Genomic DNA, 14,063 nt, shown 5'->3' on the forward strand with positions numbered 1-14,063 from the left:
CTCAACCGGTGATCGCCGCGACCGCGTTGACCAGAAGTTCCTTGGCCCGCTCGGTGTCGATCTCGGCGACCGGCTGGTTGGGGATCACCAGCGGGTTGGCGGTGACGATCACCTGGTAGTTGCCGAAGTGCGCGGAGTAGTCGTAGAGCTCACCGGTGCGGGTCTTGCCGCGCATCGAGGCCTGCAGGATCCGGCGCACCCCGAGGGTTTCGGTGCCCTTGATGCGCGGGGCGTCGACCGCCTCGATGACCCCGCGCAGGCCCTTGCCGGCGAAACCGACCTTCTTGCAGCCGTGGCCGGGTTCGCGGAACGGCACCGGCTGGGAGGTCTCCAGGGCGATGACGATGAACCGGTTGCCGTGCCCTTCGGCGGTGACCGCGGCCATGTTGCCCTCGGTGCCGTCGGGGACCTTCTGGCCGACCGCGAACTCCTCGCAGGGTTCGGGCTCGAACTTCAGGCCCTCCGGAAGCTTGCGTTCGGCCAGCAGTTTCGGGTCGATGCCGGTCTTGGCGATGTCTTTGACCTCGTAGCCGGGGCCGAAGCCGTCCTTGAGCTCGGTGACTTTGGCGATGTCGGCCGAGGTGATTTCGGGGTCGCTGCGCCAGGAGCAGCCGCCGAGCCAGCAGGCGGTGATCAGGAGGAGCAGTGCCGAGCGGGTGAGCACCGTGTCAATCTACCCAACCGGGTGGGCTGCGCCCCGCAATTCGGCGACCGCGCGGACCAGTAGGTCGGCGGCGTACCCGGCGTCCAGTTGGGGCTGCGGTGCGCCGGGGTCGACGACCGCCGCGGTCACCGCCCGGTAGCCGTCGAGGTAGGCGGTGAATGTGTAGGCCAGGGAGTCGATTTCGCCGCCGCCTTCGACCAGGGTGGCGCCGCGGCTGGTCATCCCGACCGTCGGGACGCCGTCGATGTGCGGCGCGTCGATGAGCTCGACGTCGATCGTGGTGCGCGCGAACGTCATCCGCCAGGTGGCGCACCGGCCGGTCAGTGCGGGGTCGGGCGGTGCGGCGGGGGCGACGACGGCGTAGACGATGCCGCCGGCACCGGAGCCGGACACCCCGCGGGCCGCGGGGTCGCGTGCGCCGGCGGGGTCGGCCAGCGCCGCGCAGTCCGGCGGGTCGGCGACCGCGGCCGGGCCCAGCCCCCAGATCCCGGCCGGGGAGGCGAGGTCGGCGGTGTCGTTGTGTTCGTAGCCTTCCGGCAGCAGGCCCACCACCCGTCGGATGTCGGCGGGGTGGATCGGCCCCGGCGGCGGGGCCGCTTCGGGGCTCGGCGCGGCCACGGGCGGCGGGCCGGTGGTGCAGCCGATCGTCAGCGCCGCCACCGCCGCGATCCAGCGGCCCGGCCGGTTCACCCCATCGCCCGGATCACCTGCCGGGCGGTGTCGCGGATCCGGTCGGCCTGCGCGGCGTCGAACGGCAGGTGCTCGGCGTCGGGCACGTCGATCACGGTGGTCACCACGCCGACGTCCTCGTCGCGCTGCCAGACCGCGCCGTGGTGTTCCATGATCGTGCGCATCGCCAGGTTGTCGGCCAGGATCCGGCCGGAGAACCGCTGCACCCCGGCGACCCGGGCGGCCACCGCGAGCGCCCCGATGAGAAACGTCCCGATCCCGCGGCCCTGGTAGGCGTCGGCGACGGTGAAGGCGATCTCGGCCAGGGTGGGGTCGTCGGCGTCGCGCACGTAGCGGGCGTCGCCGACCGGGGCGTCGTCGTCGGCGGCGTCGGCGACCACCCACACGAAGTGGTCGACGTAGTCGACCTCGGCCAGATAGGCCATCAGCGAGCGGCTGGGCACCTGGGCGGTCATGAACCGCCGGTAGAGGGTCTCGGCGGAGAACCGGACGTGGCCCTGCAGGGTGCGTTCGCTGTCGCCGGGCAGCACCGGGCGCAGCAGCAGGTCCGCGCCGCCGCGCACCTCGATGGGGACGGGCGTGACCAGGGCGGCTAGCCGGCGGCGCACGGTGCGCACCACCCGCGACATCACCTCCGGCAGGCGCATCAGCTCCTCGATCGCGCGGTCGTCGCCGATCCAGCCGGTGGTGGGCTCGACGGTGATGACCGTCGCGGTGCGCGGGGTGTGGCGCAGCAGGGCGATCTCGCCGACGATCATGCCCGCCGAGACGGTCTCGATGACGGTGGCCTCGTCCTCGTCGAGGTGGATGACCTCGGCCGCCCCGGCGGAGATGAGCAGGAATGACACCGCCTGCTCGCCCTGTTTCATCAGCAGTTCGCCGGCCGGGGCCGCCAGCCGCTGCAGGGTGGCGGCCAGCGGCGACAGCTCCTCGGCGGTGCAGCCGCGGAAGATCTCCATGGCGCTGAGCTCGGCCAGCCGGGAGGTGTGATCGATCACCGCATCAACCCTCGCGCACTCAGCTGCATCGTCGCCCTGCCCTGCTCGTCGGCCGGTTCGGCCACCGCTTCGTCCTAGGCTATGGCCGCCGCGGCGGGGGCGCCAACCGTTGCCCCGATTCGCGCCGGAGCGGCCCCGCGCACTAATCTGTCAGCCGGTGACGTCAACGCCGCCGCCCTGCTGGCGGCCCTGTCACGTCCATCACACAGCTCAAGGAAGTAATCCCGAACATGACTGCGCTGGATCAGACGCTGCACGACATCTACGACGAGGTGTTGCACCGCAACCCGGGTGAGACCGAGTTCCACCAGGCCGTCTACGAGGTGCTCAGCAGCCTCGAGCCGGTGATCGCCAAGCACCCGCAGTACGCCGACGCCGCGGTCATCCACCGGATGTGCGAGCCGGAGCGTCAGATCATCTTCCGGGTGCCCTGGCACGACGACAACGGAACCGTGCAGATCAACCGCGGGTTCCGGGTGGAGTTCAACTCCGCGCTCGGGCCCTACAAGGGCGGGCTGCGCTTCCACCCGTCGGTCTACCTGGGCATCATCAAGTTCCTCGGGTTCGAGCAGATCTTCAAGAACTCCCTGACCGGGCTGCCGATCGGCGGCGGTAAGGGCGGGTCGGACTTCGACCCCAAGGGCCGCAGCGACAACGAGATCATGCGGTTCTGCCAGTCGTTCATGACCGAGCTGTACCGCCACATCGGCGAGTACACCGACGTCCCGGCCGGGGACATCGGCGTCGGCGGCCGGGAGATCGGCTACCTGTTCGGCCAGTACAAGCGGATCACCAACCGCTACGAGTCCGGGGTGCTCACCGGCAAGGGCCTGACCTGGGGCGGCTCGCAGGTGCGCACCGAGGCCACCGGTTACGGCGCGGTGTTCTTCATCGACGAGATCCTCAAGGCCGCCAACGACACCTTCGACGGCAAGCGGGTGGTGGTGTCGGGTTCGGGCAACGTCGCGATCTACGCGATCGAGAAGATCCACCAGCTGGGCGGCATCGTGGTGGCCTGCTCGGACTCCTCGGGCTACGTCATCGATGAGAAGGGCATCGACCTGGAGCTGCTCAAGGAGGTCAAGCAGGACCGCCGGGAGCGCCTCGACGCCTACATCGAGGGCCGCGGCGGGGCCGCCGAGCTGGTGCCGGGCCGGCTGACCTGGGATGTGCCGTGCGACATCGCGGTGCCCAGCGCCACCCAGAACGAGCTCGACGGCGACGACGCCGTGCGCCTGATCAAGAACGGCTGCAAGATCGTCGCCGAGGGCGCCAACATGCCCTGCACCCCCGAGGCGGTGAAGCACTTCACCGAGGCGCAGGTGAAGTTCGCCCCCGGCAAGGCGGCCAACGCCGGCGGGGTGGCGACCAGTGCGCTGGAGATGCAGCAGAACGCCTCGCGGGACTCCTGGACGTTCGGCTACACCGAGCAGCGGCTGGCGGCCATCATGAACGGCATCCACGATCGTTGCTTGAGCACCGCCGAGGAGTACGGCGCGCCGGGCAACTACGTCGTCGGCGCCAACATCGCCGGGTTCATCCAGGTCGCCGACGCGATGCTGGCCCAGGGGCTCATCTAGGGGCGAGCCCGCCGCCGGCGAGCCCTCCCGCCGCGTTGACTCTGCGCTGAGGGCGCAGCTCACTCGGGTTTTGCGCTATTTCGCCGCCCTCACCGCAGAGTCAACGCGGGGGGCGCACTCAGTGGGAGTTCGCGCGGGCCTCTTGGACCTTGTGCGGCACCTGCAGAAGCCGGAACACGGTGACCAGTGCCAGGCCGCCGATGAGGTTGCCCGCGGTGGCGATCACCAGCAGCTGCACCCAGGCGAGGTAACCGAACGGCGCCCCGGCGATCAGCCCGGCGAAGCACATCAGCGACGCCACCACCGCGTGGTTGATGTGGCCGATGCTGAGGATGAACCCGGTGATGACCGCGGGCACCAGCTGGACGCCCTCGGAGTCGGTGGCCTTCTGCAGGTGGGTCATCAGCGTCATCAGCATGCCGCCGATGATCGCCAGCGCCAGCGCGGTCCAGGTGACCCCGAGATCGATGTATTTGGTGGCGAATTCGACGGCGGTGCCGCGAAGCGCGGGCAGCCCGAGCATCATGAGCGCGGCCAGCAGCCAGCCGCCCGCCATGTTGGTCACCAGCGAGACCGTCCACAGCCGGCCGAGCTGCCACACGGTGCCGGCCTTGGCGACCACGGCGGCCACCGGGACCAGAAAGTTCTCGGTGAACAGCTCGCTGTGCCCGATCGACAAGGTGATGAACCCGGTGGCGAAGGCCAGCCCGCCCAGTACCGGGTTGCCGGTGTAGTGCTGCACCAGCAGGAACGCCAGGATGCCGACGCTGACGTCGAATCCGCCGATGAAGCCGGTGATGATCAGCGGCAGCCAGCCCCGGCTGATCCGCTGCTTGCCCTCCTCGACGGTGCGGTCGAAGGTCTGGTCCTCGCGCGGGATCTCCGCGGTCTCCACGGCGCCCGGGCCCGGCAGCACGCCGTCGCCCGGACCGCTCCTCTCGGTGTTCATCCCCTGCACCTTAGCGGCGGCGCCTCGAGGGCTCGGGTTAGCGAAGCGCGGCTCGGGGTATCTCCCGGTGTGGGCCGCCGCCGGTGCCGGCCGAGCGGTCATGTGTCTTCGATGACAGCTTCGGAACCAAGGAGCACTGATGAGCGAGCCGGAATCGATCTCCCGCACACTGCACGCCGTGTTGGACCGGGAGCCCGGCCTGGCCGAGCTGCTTGAGCAGTCCCTGACCTCGGCACGTAAGTGGGCCGAAGCGGAGTTGCGTCCCGATTTGTTCGCGGCGCTGGAGTGGCCGGGCACGATCGAGGAGTACCAGGACTACGTCGAGCGGTTTCTGCGGTGGGTGCCCCGCGAGTCCGGCGACGACGCCTGGAAGAAGCGCGACAGCGACGAGGAGGTCGACGACCGGGAGGCCCACTTCTATTTCCTGGTCTCCCAGAAGACCGGCGAGAAGGCCCCGCAGGATTCCGAGGTCTTCCGTGCGTGGATGACCGAATTCACCAAGCGGTGGGGCGATTTCCTGGACAGCCCGGAGTCGTTCAGCCCGGAGGTGCTGCAGACGTTCATCGACTACTCGCCGCGGTACCGGGTCTGGGAGTCCCTGGTGGACGGCGCGCCGAATGCGCCGAGCGGGTGGCTGACCGCCAACCAGTTCATCGCCCGCGAACTCAACGGCGGGCTGCGTCCGATCGCCGAACCCGACACCAACCTGGTGGTGACCCGGCCGGCGGACTGCTCGTTCAAAGCCGCCTACGACGTCGACGCCGACTCCAACATCCCGGCCGCGGCCGTGAAAAAGGCGAAGTACGGCAACATTCGGCAGCTCATCGAGGGCAGCGCGTACGCCGACAGCTTCGCCGACGGCACCTTCGTGCACTACATGCTGCCGATGCACGCCTACCACCGCTTCCACCTGCCGGTGGCCGGCCGGGTGGCGGAGTCCTTCCGGATCGAGGGCAAGGTGTTCATGCCGGTCGGCATCGAGGACGGCCAGTTGCAGGGCATCGACGACTCCACCACCGGCTATGAGTTCTCCCAGACCCGCGGCGTGGTCACCCTCGACACGGCCGGCTCCGAGGCCGGTGATATCGGGCTCGTCGCGGTGATCCCGGTGGGCATGGGCCATGTGTCCTCGGTCGTGCTCACCGCGACCGAGGACCGGCACATGGCCAAGGGTGAGGAGTTCGGCTTCTTCCAGTTCGGCGGCTCCGACATCATCCTCGTGTTCCAGCAGGGCGTCGAGGTCGAGATCGACCGCGATCAGGAGTTCCGGTTCTTCGGGACGCCGGTGGCGCGGTGCCGGGTTCGGTAGGGGTGTGGTGTGCGGCGACGCCTATTCCGAGCCGGTTGGCTGTTAAGACGGAAGGCCGCCACTGATGATCCAACGGCCTCCCCGCGGACCTCTTTCTTCGACGCGGGGCACGATCTGACTGCCGCTGCCTCGGCAGCGGTTCACGCTGCCGGGGAACCGATGATCAGGAACGCGACCGGAAACGAGCTCGACCTGCTGCCGGCACCCTGGGCATCGATCCGGTTCGCGCTTCCGGGCATGCTTGATCAGCTTCCGTTTCGGCACTGGCGCTGTGCGTCCCCGCTTGGCACATACGCTGCAGACGCCCTTACCCGCTGGCACCAAACCGATGTGGCAGGCCGGGCAGGACTTCTCGCTCGTCATTGCAGCTTTCGCCTCCGTTCTCAAGACCCGTGCGCTGACCGCGCCTTGGTTTGGAGGTGAATCTATGTCAGCGCTGGGACACACCATCGCCCGCGCCTGAAGGCCGCAGCGCCGGAACACCTGGGTCTCCGCTGCTTCGCCGAAACCGCTGTCAATCTTCAGCTAACCGGGCCACGGCACCCGACCTTGAGCAATCTCTGTGGAGCTAAGGGGAATCGAACCCCTGACCTACTCGTTGCGAACGAGTCGCGCTACCAACTGCGCCATAGCCCCTGGACCGATAAGCAGGGTATCAGCCGCCGGCGATCCGGCCGAAACCGCGATCCCTACTGGCCGGCGGCGCGGGGCAGCGAGCTGGCCCAGTCCTGCTCGCGGGCGAACGCGACCTCCTCGAGGTGCTCGAAGACCGGGTCCTCGTCGTCGATCTCCAGCACCGCGGCGCCGGGCCGGCGCAGCCGGGCCGGCACGATGTCCATCTCCCGGTCGGCGGTGTTCTCCACCCCGAGCCGCGAGCGCGCCATCCGCCGGGCCCGCCGGCGGCGCACCTGTTCCTCGATGCGGGTCTGGCGGCGCAGGTAGCCCAGGTAGAGCACGGCCGCGGTCGCGGTGGCCCCGAAGATCCACCAGGCGGCCGAGGCCACGGTGAACGCCAGCAGCGCCGAGATCATCAGGATGGCCAGCATCGCCGTCAGCACCCGCTTGCGGAACGCGTATTTGCGGGCGCTGACCGCGGCGGCGGTGCGGTGGCTGTCGTAGCGCCGGCTCCGCGACGACGGGTTCACCGCCGTGAAGCCGACGGTGGCGGGCTCCTCGTGCAGGTCCTCGGCCTCGTCGATGTCGTCCATGCCGTCGATGCCGTCGATGCCGTCGTCGTCGGCGGCCTCGGTCTCGAACCCCTCGCCGGCCGGAACGGTCTCTTCCGGCGCGGCCTCGGGCTCGGCGGAGTCCGCACCGGCGGTGTCCGCGGCGGGACTGACCGCGGCGGTGGCGTCCACGGCGGCGCCCTCCGCAACACCGGCCGGGAGCGCCGGATCCTCCTCGACCACATCGACGTCGAGGTAATCCTTCTCGGTGTCGGTGGTGGCGGAGAGCGTGGCGATGGCACCGGTCTCGGCGTCGTCCCCGCCGAAGTCGTCGTGCTCGTCGGGTCGCCAGTTCGGGTCGCTGCGGTGCCCGCCGGCCGGGCCGCCGCGCTTGAGCAGGCGCGCGCTGGAGCCACTGGTGAGCACCCGGGTCGCCAACGCCACATCGCTGGTCCGGCGCACCGCGTCGCGTTTGCTGATCAACATCGGCACCAGCACGAACAGCCAGAGCACGACGAGGGAGATCCACAACAACGACTGGGGGATGCTTGGCATGGTGACCTGCTCCTTTCCCCTCTCAGGCTATGCCGGTGGTCGGCCCCGTCCGGACAGGCGCGCCGACATGATTACATGTCTGTAATTTAGCAGCACCAACATCATCTGTCTCAGATTTCACTTCAGTAACAGCGGTGTGTCATGCCCATTCGGCGCGGCCCGCCGCGACCAGACCGGCCGCCGCCGAGCCGTCGATCTCCTCGACGGTCAGGCCCAGCAACAGATGGTCGCGCCAGGCGCCATCGACGTCGAGGTAGCGCCGCAGCAGCCCCTCCTCGCGGAAGCCGACCTTGGCCAACACCGCCCGGCTGGCGGCGTTCTCCGGGCGCACGGTGGCCTCCACCCGGTGCAGCTTGACCGGACCGAAGCAGTGGTCCACCCCGAGCGCCAACGCGCCGGTGGCCACCCCGCCACCGACCGCCGCCTTCGACACCCAGTAGCCGATCCACGCCGAGCGCAACGCCCCGCGGGTCACGTTGCCGATCGTGAGTTGGCCGCAGAACTGCCCGTCCACCTCGATGACGTAGGGCAGCATCCGGCCGGCCTTGGCCTCCGAGCGCAGCGTCGAACACAGCGCCGGCCAGGCCGACGCGGCGTGCCGGGGCAGCCAATCGGTCCCGGAGCTGGGCTCCCAGGGTTCGAGGTGATCGCGTTCGGCCAGCCGGATCCGGCTCCACTGCACACCGTCGCGCAGCCGCACCGGACGCAACCGGATCACCCCGGCGGGCACCCGCAGCGGACCCACCGGCATCGGCCAGCCCGGATGCACCGAGCTCGACCGCAAGAAATTCACCGAGCCGACACCGTTCAGCCGCGCTGCGCGAGGAACGCCACGTCGACGGTCTCCCCGGTGCGCACCTGCTCGACATCGCTGGGCACCACGACCAGGCAGTTCGCCTCGGCCAGCGTGGCCAGCAGGTGCGAGGACTCGCCGGGCATCCCGCCCAGCGCCTGCACCAAGTACTCCTCGGTGTCCTGGTCGCGCATGAGCTGGCCGCGCAGGTAACCGGTGCGCCCGGCCACCGAACTGATCGGTGAGAGCGCACGCGCCGACACCATCCGCCGCATCGGCTGCCGCTTGCCCAGCGACAGCCGGATCAGCGGCCGCACCATCACCTCGAAGACGACCAGGGCGCTGACCGGGTTGGCCGGCAGCAGGAACGTCGGCACCCCCTCCTCGCCGAGCTGACCGAAGCCCTGCACCGAGCCGGGGTGCATCGCGATCCGCGCCACCTCCATCTCGCCGAGTTCACCCAGCACGTCGCGCACCGCCTCGGCGGCCGCGCCGCCGACCGCCCCGGCGATCACGACGATCTCGGATCGGCCGAGCTGGCTCTCGACGACCTCACGCAGTTTCTCCGGCTCGCTGTCGACGATGCCGACCCGGTTGACCTCGGCACCGGCGTCGCGCGCCGCCGCGGCCAGCGCGTAGGAGTTGACGTCGTAGACCTGCCCGTTGCCCGGCGTGCGGCTGATGTCGACCAACTCCCCGCCGACCGAGAGCACCGCGATCCGCGGCCGCGGGTGGACCAGCACCCGTTCGCGTCCGACCGCCGCGAGCAGCCCGACCTGGGCTGCGCCGATGATCGTGCCCGCGCGCACCGCCACGTCGCCGGGCTGCACGTCGTCGCCGGTGCGGCGCACGTAGGCGCCCGAGCGCACCCCGCGCAGCACCCGCACCCGGCTCTCGCCGCCGTCGGTCCAGCGCAGCGGCAACACCGCGTCGGCCAGGGTGGGCATCGGCGCCCCGGTCTGCACCCGCGCGGCCTGCCGCGGCTGCAGCCGGGTCGGGGTGCGGGTGCCGGCATCGATGGAGCCGATCACCGGCAGCGTGACCTCGCCGGTGGCCGGCGCGCCGGCCTCCTCCGGGTCGGCGCCGATACCGCCGATGCCGAGTACGTCGACGCTGCGGACCGCGTAACCGTCGATCGCGGCCTGGTCGAAACCGGGCATCGGGCGCTCGGTGACGACCTCCTCGGCGCACATCAGGCCCTGCGCCTCGGCGATGGCAACCCGGATCGGCCGCGGAGCCATGGCGGCCGCCGTCACCCGCGCCTGCTGCTCTTCCACCGAACGCACTGTGCGCCTTTCTGCCGTCGGGTCGCCCCGGTTACTGTTCGGCCAGCCCCAGCCGCGCGACCAGCCAGCGACGCAGGTCGGGCCCGTAGTCGTCGCGGGCCAGGGCGAAATCGACCGCAGCCTTAAGGTAGCCGCCCGGGTTGCCCAGGTCGTGGCGCGACCCGCGGTGCACCACCACGTGCACCGGGTGGCCCTCCTCGATCAGCAGCGCGATCGCGTCGGTCAGTTGCACCTCGCCGCCGGCGCCGCGCGGGGTGCGCCGCAGCGCGTCGAACACGGCGCGGTCGAGCACATAGCGGCCGGCCGCCGCGTACAGCGACGGGGCGTCCTCGGCGGCCGGTTTCTCCACCATGCCGTTGACCTTGAGCACGTCGGGGTTGCCCGCGTCGGGCACCGCCGCGACGTCGAACACCCCGTAGGCGCTGACCTCCTCGGGGGTGACCTCGATGGCGCACAGCACCGTGCCGCCGTAGCGGGCCCGCACCGCCGACATCGTCTCCAGCACCCCGGTGGGCAGCACCAGGTCGTCGGGCAGCAGCACCGCGACCGCGTCCTCGTCGTCGGCCAGCGCCGGCTCGACGCAGCCGATGGCGTGACCGAGGCCCAGCGGCTCGGCCTGCACCACCGACTCGACCTTGATCAACGCGGGGGCGCGGCGCACCTTCGCCAGCATGGCCTTCTTGCCGCGGGCCTCCAGCGTGCCCTCCAGCACCAGGTCCTCGACGAAGTGGGCGACGACGCCGTCCTTGCCCTCGGAGGTGATGATCACCAGCCGTTCGGCGCCGGCCTCGGCCGCCTCGGCCGCGACCAGTTCGATGCCGGGGGTGTCGACCACCGGCAGCAGCTCTTTGGGCACCGTCTTGGTGGCGGGCAGAAATCGGGTGCCCAATCCGGCCGCGGGCACGATCGCCGTGCGCGGAATCCGGACGTGCGCAGTGGACACGGAGGACATTGTTCACACGATAACCGCCGCCTCGGCACCCAGCCGGTGCGGCGGTGCAAAAGTGGAGGGTGGCGGGCCGCGGCGCGACCGGCGCCACCGCCCGGACCCCGACGAGCCCGGAAGGCAGGTCATGACGGCCAACGACAAGGCGGAGCTGCGCCGGCGGCTGCTGGCCGCCCGGCGGGCGGTGGCACCGGCGGTGCGCGCCGCCGAGGCCGACGCGCTCGCCGGCTGGGCCGCGACGTTGCCGATCGACGGTGACACGGTCTGCGCCTATGTGCCGGTCGGAGTCGAGCCGGGCTCGGCGACGCTGCTCGATGCGCTGGTGCGCCGGGGGGTGCGGGTGCTGGTGCCGGTGGTCGGCGGGGTCGACGAGCCGCTGCGGTGGGCCGAGTACCGGCAGGCGGATCTGGTCACCGGGCCGTTCGGGTTACGCGAGCCGCCGGGTCCGGGGCGGGATCCGGCGACGTTGGCCGAGGCGGCGCTGGTGCTGGTGCCGGCCCTGGCGGTCGACGGCCGCGGGGTGCGACTGGGGCGCGGCGGCGGCTACTACGACCGCTCACTGCCGTTGCGGGACCCGCGGGCCGCGGTGGTCGCGGTCGTGCGCGACGAGGAGTTGCTCGCCGCGGTCCCGGCCGAGGCGCACGACGTGCGGATGAGCCACGCGCTGACCCCGGCGCGGGGTCTGATCGGTCTCACCGCGGGGCGGACGGGAATGACCCCCGCCGATTAGCGGTTTTAGCACTTGAAATTGTAGAGTGCTAACGCACGCGTAACACATTTCGGAGGTTTCTGTGCCGACGTACAGCTATCAGTGCACCGACTGCGGCGATCGATTCGACGTGGTGCAGGCCTTCACCGACGACACCCTCACCACCTGTGCGAAGTGCTCCGGCCGGCTGCGCAAGCTGTTCGGCTCGGTCGGCGTGGTCTTCAAGGGCAGCGGCTTCTACCGCACCGACAGCCGGGCCGGCAACGGCTCGAGCATCCCGGGCGGCAAGAAATCCAACGGCGCCGACGGCTCCTCCGGGGCCGCCTCCGGCGAGAAGTCGTCCGGTGAGAAGTCCTCGGGCGACAAGCCCGGGTCGAACGGCTCCGCGACCAAGTCGGCCAGTTCGTCGGCCGCGTCGTCGACCACCGGCTGACACCGCGCGGTTATCCACAGCCCGCCGCCGACGCGACGGCCGGCGGCCCGCGCACTGGCTACCGTGCCGGAATGCGCGACTCGCTCGACCCCACCCTGCTGAGCCGGCTGCACGCGATGTTGCGGCCGGACTGGTCGCGCACCCTCGCGGCCCGGCGGTTCGCCGCCGCCACGCTGGTGGTCCTCGCCGCGATCAGCGCGCTGCGCCCCGATCCGGCCGCCGCCCACACCGAGGTGGTGGTGGCCGCCCGCGACCTGTCCGCAGGCACAGCCCTCGCAGACGGTGACCTGAAGCGGGAAAACCGGCTGGCAACAACGGTTCCCGACGGTGCGCAGATTGACCCCGGCGGGTAGGTCGGGGCCACCCTGGCCGGTCCGGCCCGCCGCGGTGAGATCCTCACCGACGTTCGGATCCTCGGTCCGCGACTGACCGCGGCGGCGGCCGGACCGAACGCCCGACTGGTGGCGGTGCACCCGGCCGATCCGGCCGTGCTGGACCTGGTGCGCCCCGGCGATGTGGTCGATGTCCTCGCCGCCGCCGAGTCCGAGCCGCGGCCCCGGGTGGTGGCCGCCGACGCGGTGGTGGTGTCGGTCTCCGCGGCGAGCGGGCCGGCCATCGCCGACAGCGACCGGGTGGTGTTGGTGGCGCTACCGGGGCCGGCGGCGACGGCAGTGGCCGCCGCAACGCTCGTCGCGCAGCTGACGCTCACCCTGCATTGAGCGCCCGCCGCGGCGGGAGACTCAGACCGTGGTCTGCAGGCTGCCGCAGTGCTTGCACTTGCGGGCGGCCTCGGGCAGGTCGTTGGAGAGGCATTCCGGGCAGACCTTGGTGGGCGGCGCGTCGCCGAACACGGTGACGCCGCGGCGGGCCTGAATGTGCTTGTAGGGCACCACGATCAGGAAGTAGACGACCGCCATGAAGACGAGGAAGTAGATGATCGCCGAGATCAGCGCGCCGAGGTCGAGGAAGGTCGCCTCGTTGCCCGCGGCACCGAGCTGCACGCCCAGGCCGAAACCGTGCTCGCCTTGGGCACGGGCCACCAGCGGGTTGATCACGCTCTTGGTGAACGCCTCGACCAGATTCGAGAACGCCAGCGCGACCACCAAACCGACGGCGACCGTGATGACGTCGTCACGCATCACGAAATTCTTGAAGCCTTTGATCACGAGAGTCGTCCCTTTCCTCCATACGGATTCGACGGGGCGACCCCGTCTAGCCGCAGTTTAAGCGGGCACATCCAGCGCTGGGCGTTTTCGGACAGACTCAATCCCGCTGAGAGTCGTGGGCTCGGTCCTCGGGCTCAACGATGGTGCGGGGGCACGTTATCACGCAGCCACCGCTCGTGATCGGCGTCGTCGCGGGCCGCGTCGGGGTCACGTTCGTCGCTCGATTCCTGGGGGAATTCGTTGCCGAACATCTCGTCGCGGGTCGGCGGCATGGCGGTTCAGAGTTCCAGGCTGGACAACTGCCCGATGATGTGGGCCGCCAACGGAATCAGCGTGGCCAGCCCGTCGCGCACCGCATAGCGCGACGGCGCCATGTTGACCACCAGTGTGCTGCCGGAGATCCCGGCCAGCCCCCGGGAGAGTCCGGCGTCGGTGATCCCGGCGGACAGCGCCGAGGCGCGCAACGCCTCGGCGATACCCAGCAGTTCCCGGTCCAGGATGTCGCGGGTGGCTTCGGGGGTGACGTCGCGCGGGGTGACCCCGGTGCCGCCGACCGACACCACCAGGTCCACTCCCCCGATCACCGCGGTGTTCAGGGCGTTGCGGATCTCCACCTCGTCGGCCTCGACCGCCACCACCCCGTCGACGACGAAGCCGCCCTCGGTGAGCAGCTCGGTGATCAGCGGACCGTTCTGGTCCTCGTCACCGTGCGCGGTGCGGTCGTCGACCACCACGATCAGCGCCCGACCGACCCGCTCCTCTACCTGTTCCATGAGTGACACCGTATCCCCGCGCAGCGCGCGCACCGCTTCCAGTTCG

At 70.6% G+C, this 14,063-nt stretch carries 15 protein-coding genes, 1 tRNA gene and 1 pseudogene; 5 read left to right on the forward strand and 12 right to left on the reverse strand.

Features of this window, described 5'->3' with window-relative positions; translation table 11 throughout:
• Position 1 precedes the first annotated feature (1 nt).
• From A5643_RS15840 to pat, 3 genes are read right to left on the reverse strand one after another with little or no spacing between them, the layout of a single operon-like run.
• Positions 2–664 carry a DUF5642 family protein gene (locus A5643_RS15840; RefSeq protein WP_066857623.1) on the reverse strand — a complete coding sequence of 221 codons (663 nt, stop codon included), beginning with the start codon at positions 662–664 and terminating at the stop codon, positions 2–4.
• A 9-nt stretch (positions 665–673) separates the two neighbouring features.
• Complete coding sequence (locus A5643_RS15845) at positions 674–1,354, reverse strand: DUF5642 family protein (RefSeq protein ID WP_066857626.1); 681 nt, start codon at positions 1,352–1,354, stop codon at positions 674–676.
• The gene (pat, locus tag A5643_RS15850; protein WP_066858058.1) at positions 1,351–2,313 is read right to left on the reverse strand and encodes an acetyltransferase Pat; all 963 of its coding nucleotides are present in this window, start codon (positions 2,311–2,313) and stop codon (positions 1,351–1,353) included. The genes A5643_RS15845 and pat overlap by 4 nt, the downstream gene beginning before the upstream one ends.
• 269 nt (positions 2,314–2,582) lie before the next feature.
• Between pat and gdhA the strand changes: the two genes are divergently transcribed.
• Positions 2,583–3,932, forward strand: coding sequence for an NADP-specific glutamate dehydrogenase (gene gdhA, locus A5643_RS15855; RefSeq protein ID WP_066857629.1), 1,350 nt, complete (start codon positions 2,583–2,585; stop codon positions 3,930–3,932).
• Positions 3,933–4,050: 118 nt separating this feature from the next.
• Here the strand turns inward: gdhA and A5643_RS15860 are convergent, their stop codons facing one another.
• Positions 4,051–4,881, reverse strand: coding sequence for a formate/nitrite transporter family protein (locus tag A5643_RS15860; RefSeq protein ID WP_066857632.1), 831 nt, complete (start codon positions 4,879–4,881; stop codon positions 4,051–4,053).
• 139 nt (positions 4,882–5,020) lie between these two features.
• Between A5643_RS15860 and A5643_RS15865 the strand changes: the two genes are divergently transcribed.
• Positions 5,021–6,190 (forward strand): phosphatidylserine decarboxylase, encoded by a 1,170-nt coding sequence (locus A5643_RS15865; protein WP_066857635.1) that lies wholly within the window; start codon positions 5,021–5,023, stop codon positions 6,188–6,190.
• Between the two features lie 563 nt (positions 6,191–6,753).
• Here the strand turns inward: A5643_RS15865 and A5643_RS15870 are convergent.
• From A5643_RS15870 to A5643_RS15890, 5 genes are all read right to left on the reverse strand, one after another.
• Positions 6,754–6,826, reverse strand: a tRNA-Ala gene (locus A5643_RS15870).
• A gap of 53 nt (positions 6,827–6,879) precedes the next feature.
• The gene (gene sepX, locus A5643_RS15875; RefSeq protein ID WP_066857637.1) at positions 6,880–7,911 is read right to left on the reverse strand and encodes a divisome protein SepX/GlpR; all 1,032 of its coding nucleotides are present in this window, start codon (positions 7,909–7,911) and stop codon (positions 6,880–6,882) included.
• Between the two features lie 139 nt (positions 7,912–8,050).
• A complete protein-coding gene (locus tag A5643_RS15880) occupies positions 8,051–8,704 on the reverse strand; it encodes a GNAT family N-acetyltransferase (protein WP_066857641.1) in 654 nt (217 codons plus the stop codon).
• Positions 8,705–8,718: 14 nt separating this feature from the next.
• Entirely contained in the window at positions 8,719–9,990 is a 1,272-nt protein-coding gene (gene glp / locus A5643_RS15885; protein WP_066857644.1) for a molybdotransferase-like divisome protein Glp, read from the reverse strand.
• Positions 9,991–10,021: 31 nt separating this feature from the next.
• The gene (locus tag A5643_RS15890) at positions 10,022–10,933 is read right to left on the reverse strand and encodes a UTP--glucose-1-phosphate uridylyltransferase (protein WP_066858061.1); all 912 of its coding nucleotides are present in this window, start codon (positions 10,931–10,933) and stop codon (positions 10,022–10,024) included.
• Positions 10,934–11,063: 130 nt separating this feature from the next.
• On the opposite strand from A5643_RS15890, the gene A5643_RS15895 reads away from it, so the two are divergent.
• The 3 genes and pseudogenes from A5643_RS15895 to A5643_RS15905 all read left to right on the forward strand — a co-directional run bounded on the left by A5643_RS15895 (position 11,064) and on the right by A5643_RS15905 (position 12,797).
• Positions 11,064–11,666 carry a 5-formyltetrahydrofolate cyclo-ligase gene (locus A5643_RS15895; RefSeq protein WP_066857647.1) on the forward strand — a complete coding sequence of 201 codons (603 nt, stop codon included), beginning with the start codon at positions 11,064–11,066 and terminating at the stop codon, positions 11,664–11,666.
• A 61-nt stretch (positions 11,667–11,727) separates the two neighbouring features.
• The gene (locus tag A5643_RS15900; RefSeq protein WP_066857650.1) at positions 11,728–12,078 is read left to right on the forward strand and encodes an FmdB family zinc ribbon protein; all 351 of its coding nucleotides are present in this window, start codon (positions 11,728–11,730) and stop codon (positions 12,076–12,078) included.
• A gap of 71 nt (positions 12,079–12,149) precedes the next feature.
• Positions 12,150–12,797, forward strand: a pseudogene (locus tag A5643_RS15905) (SAF domain-containing protein).
• Positions 12,798–12,818: 21 nt separating this feature from the next.
• Here the strand turns inward: A5643_RS15905 and A5643_RS15910 are convergent.
• The 3 genes from A5643_RS15910 to A5643_RS15915 form a co-directional block, all read right to left on the reverse strand.
• A complete protein-coding gene (locus A5643_RS15910) occupies positions 12,819–13,217 on the reverse strand; it encodes an MscL family protein (RefSeq protein WP_231995624.1) in 399 nt (132 codons plus the stop codon).
• A 161-nt stretch (positions 13,218–13,378) separates the two neighbouring features.
• Entirely contained in the window at positions 13,379–13,516 is a 138-nt protein-coding gene (locus A5643_RS18315; RefSeq protein ID WP_156628848.1) for a hypothetical protein, read from the reverse strand.
• Between the two features lie 6 nt (positions 13,517–13,522).
• Complete coding sequence (locus A5643_RS15915; protein ID WP_066857656.1) at positions 13,523–14,017, reverse strand: MogA/MoaB family molybdenum cofactor biosynthesis protein; 495 nt, start codon at positions 14,015–14,017, stop codon at positions 13,523–13,525.
• Between the last annotated feature and the right edge of the window lie 46 nt (positions 14,018–14,063).

This window comes from Mycobacterium sp. 1274756.6 (assembly GCF_001668625.1).
Lineage (GTDB): Bacteria > Actinomycetota > Actinomycetes > Mycobacteriales > Mycobacteriaceae > Mycobacterium.

Excerpts from the sequence above, each read along its gene's own strand:
- sepX (WP_066857637.1), bottom strand. The coding sequence starts at position 7,911 with ATGCCAAGCATCCCCCAGTCGTTGTTGTGGATCTCCCTCGTCGTGCTC.
- A5643_RS15895 (WP_066857647.1), top strand. The coding sequence starts at position 11,064 with ATGACGGCCAACGACAAGGCGGAGCTGCGCCGGCGGCTGCTGGCCGCC.
- A5643_RS18315 (WP_156628848.1), bottom strand. The coding sequence starts at position 13,516 with ATGCCGCCGACCCGCGACGAGATGTTCGGCAACGAATTCCCCCAGGAA.
- gdhA (WP_066857629.1), top strand. The coding sequence starts at position 2,583 with ATGACTGCGCTGGATCAGACGCTGCACGACATCTACGACGAGGTGTTG.
- A5643_RS15865 (WP_066857635.1), top strand. The coding sequence starts at position 5,021 with ATGAGCGAGCCGGAATCGATCTCCCGCACACTGCACGCCGTGTTGGAC.
- pat (WP_066858058.1), bottom strand. The coding sequence starts at position 2,313 with ATGGAGATCTTCCGCGGCTGCACCGCCGAGGAGCTGTCGCCGCTGGCC.
- A5643_RS15910 (WP_231995624.1), bottom strand. The coding sequence starts at position 13,217 with ATGCGTGACGACGTCATCACGGTCGCCGTCGGTTTGGTGGTCGCGCTG.
- A5643_RS15915 (WP_066857656.1), bottom strand. The coding sequence starts at position 14,017 with ATGGAACAGGTAGAGGAGCGGGTCGGTCGGGCGCTGATCGTGGTGGTC.
- A5643_RS15860 (WP_066857632.1), bottom strand. The coding sequence starts at position 4,881 with ATGAACACCGAGAGGAGCGGTCCGGGCGACGGCGTGCTGCCGGGCCCG.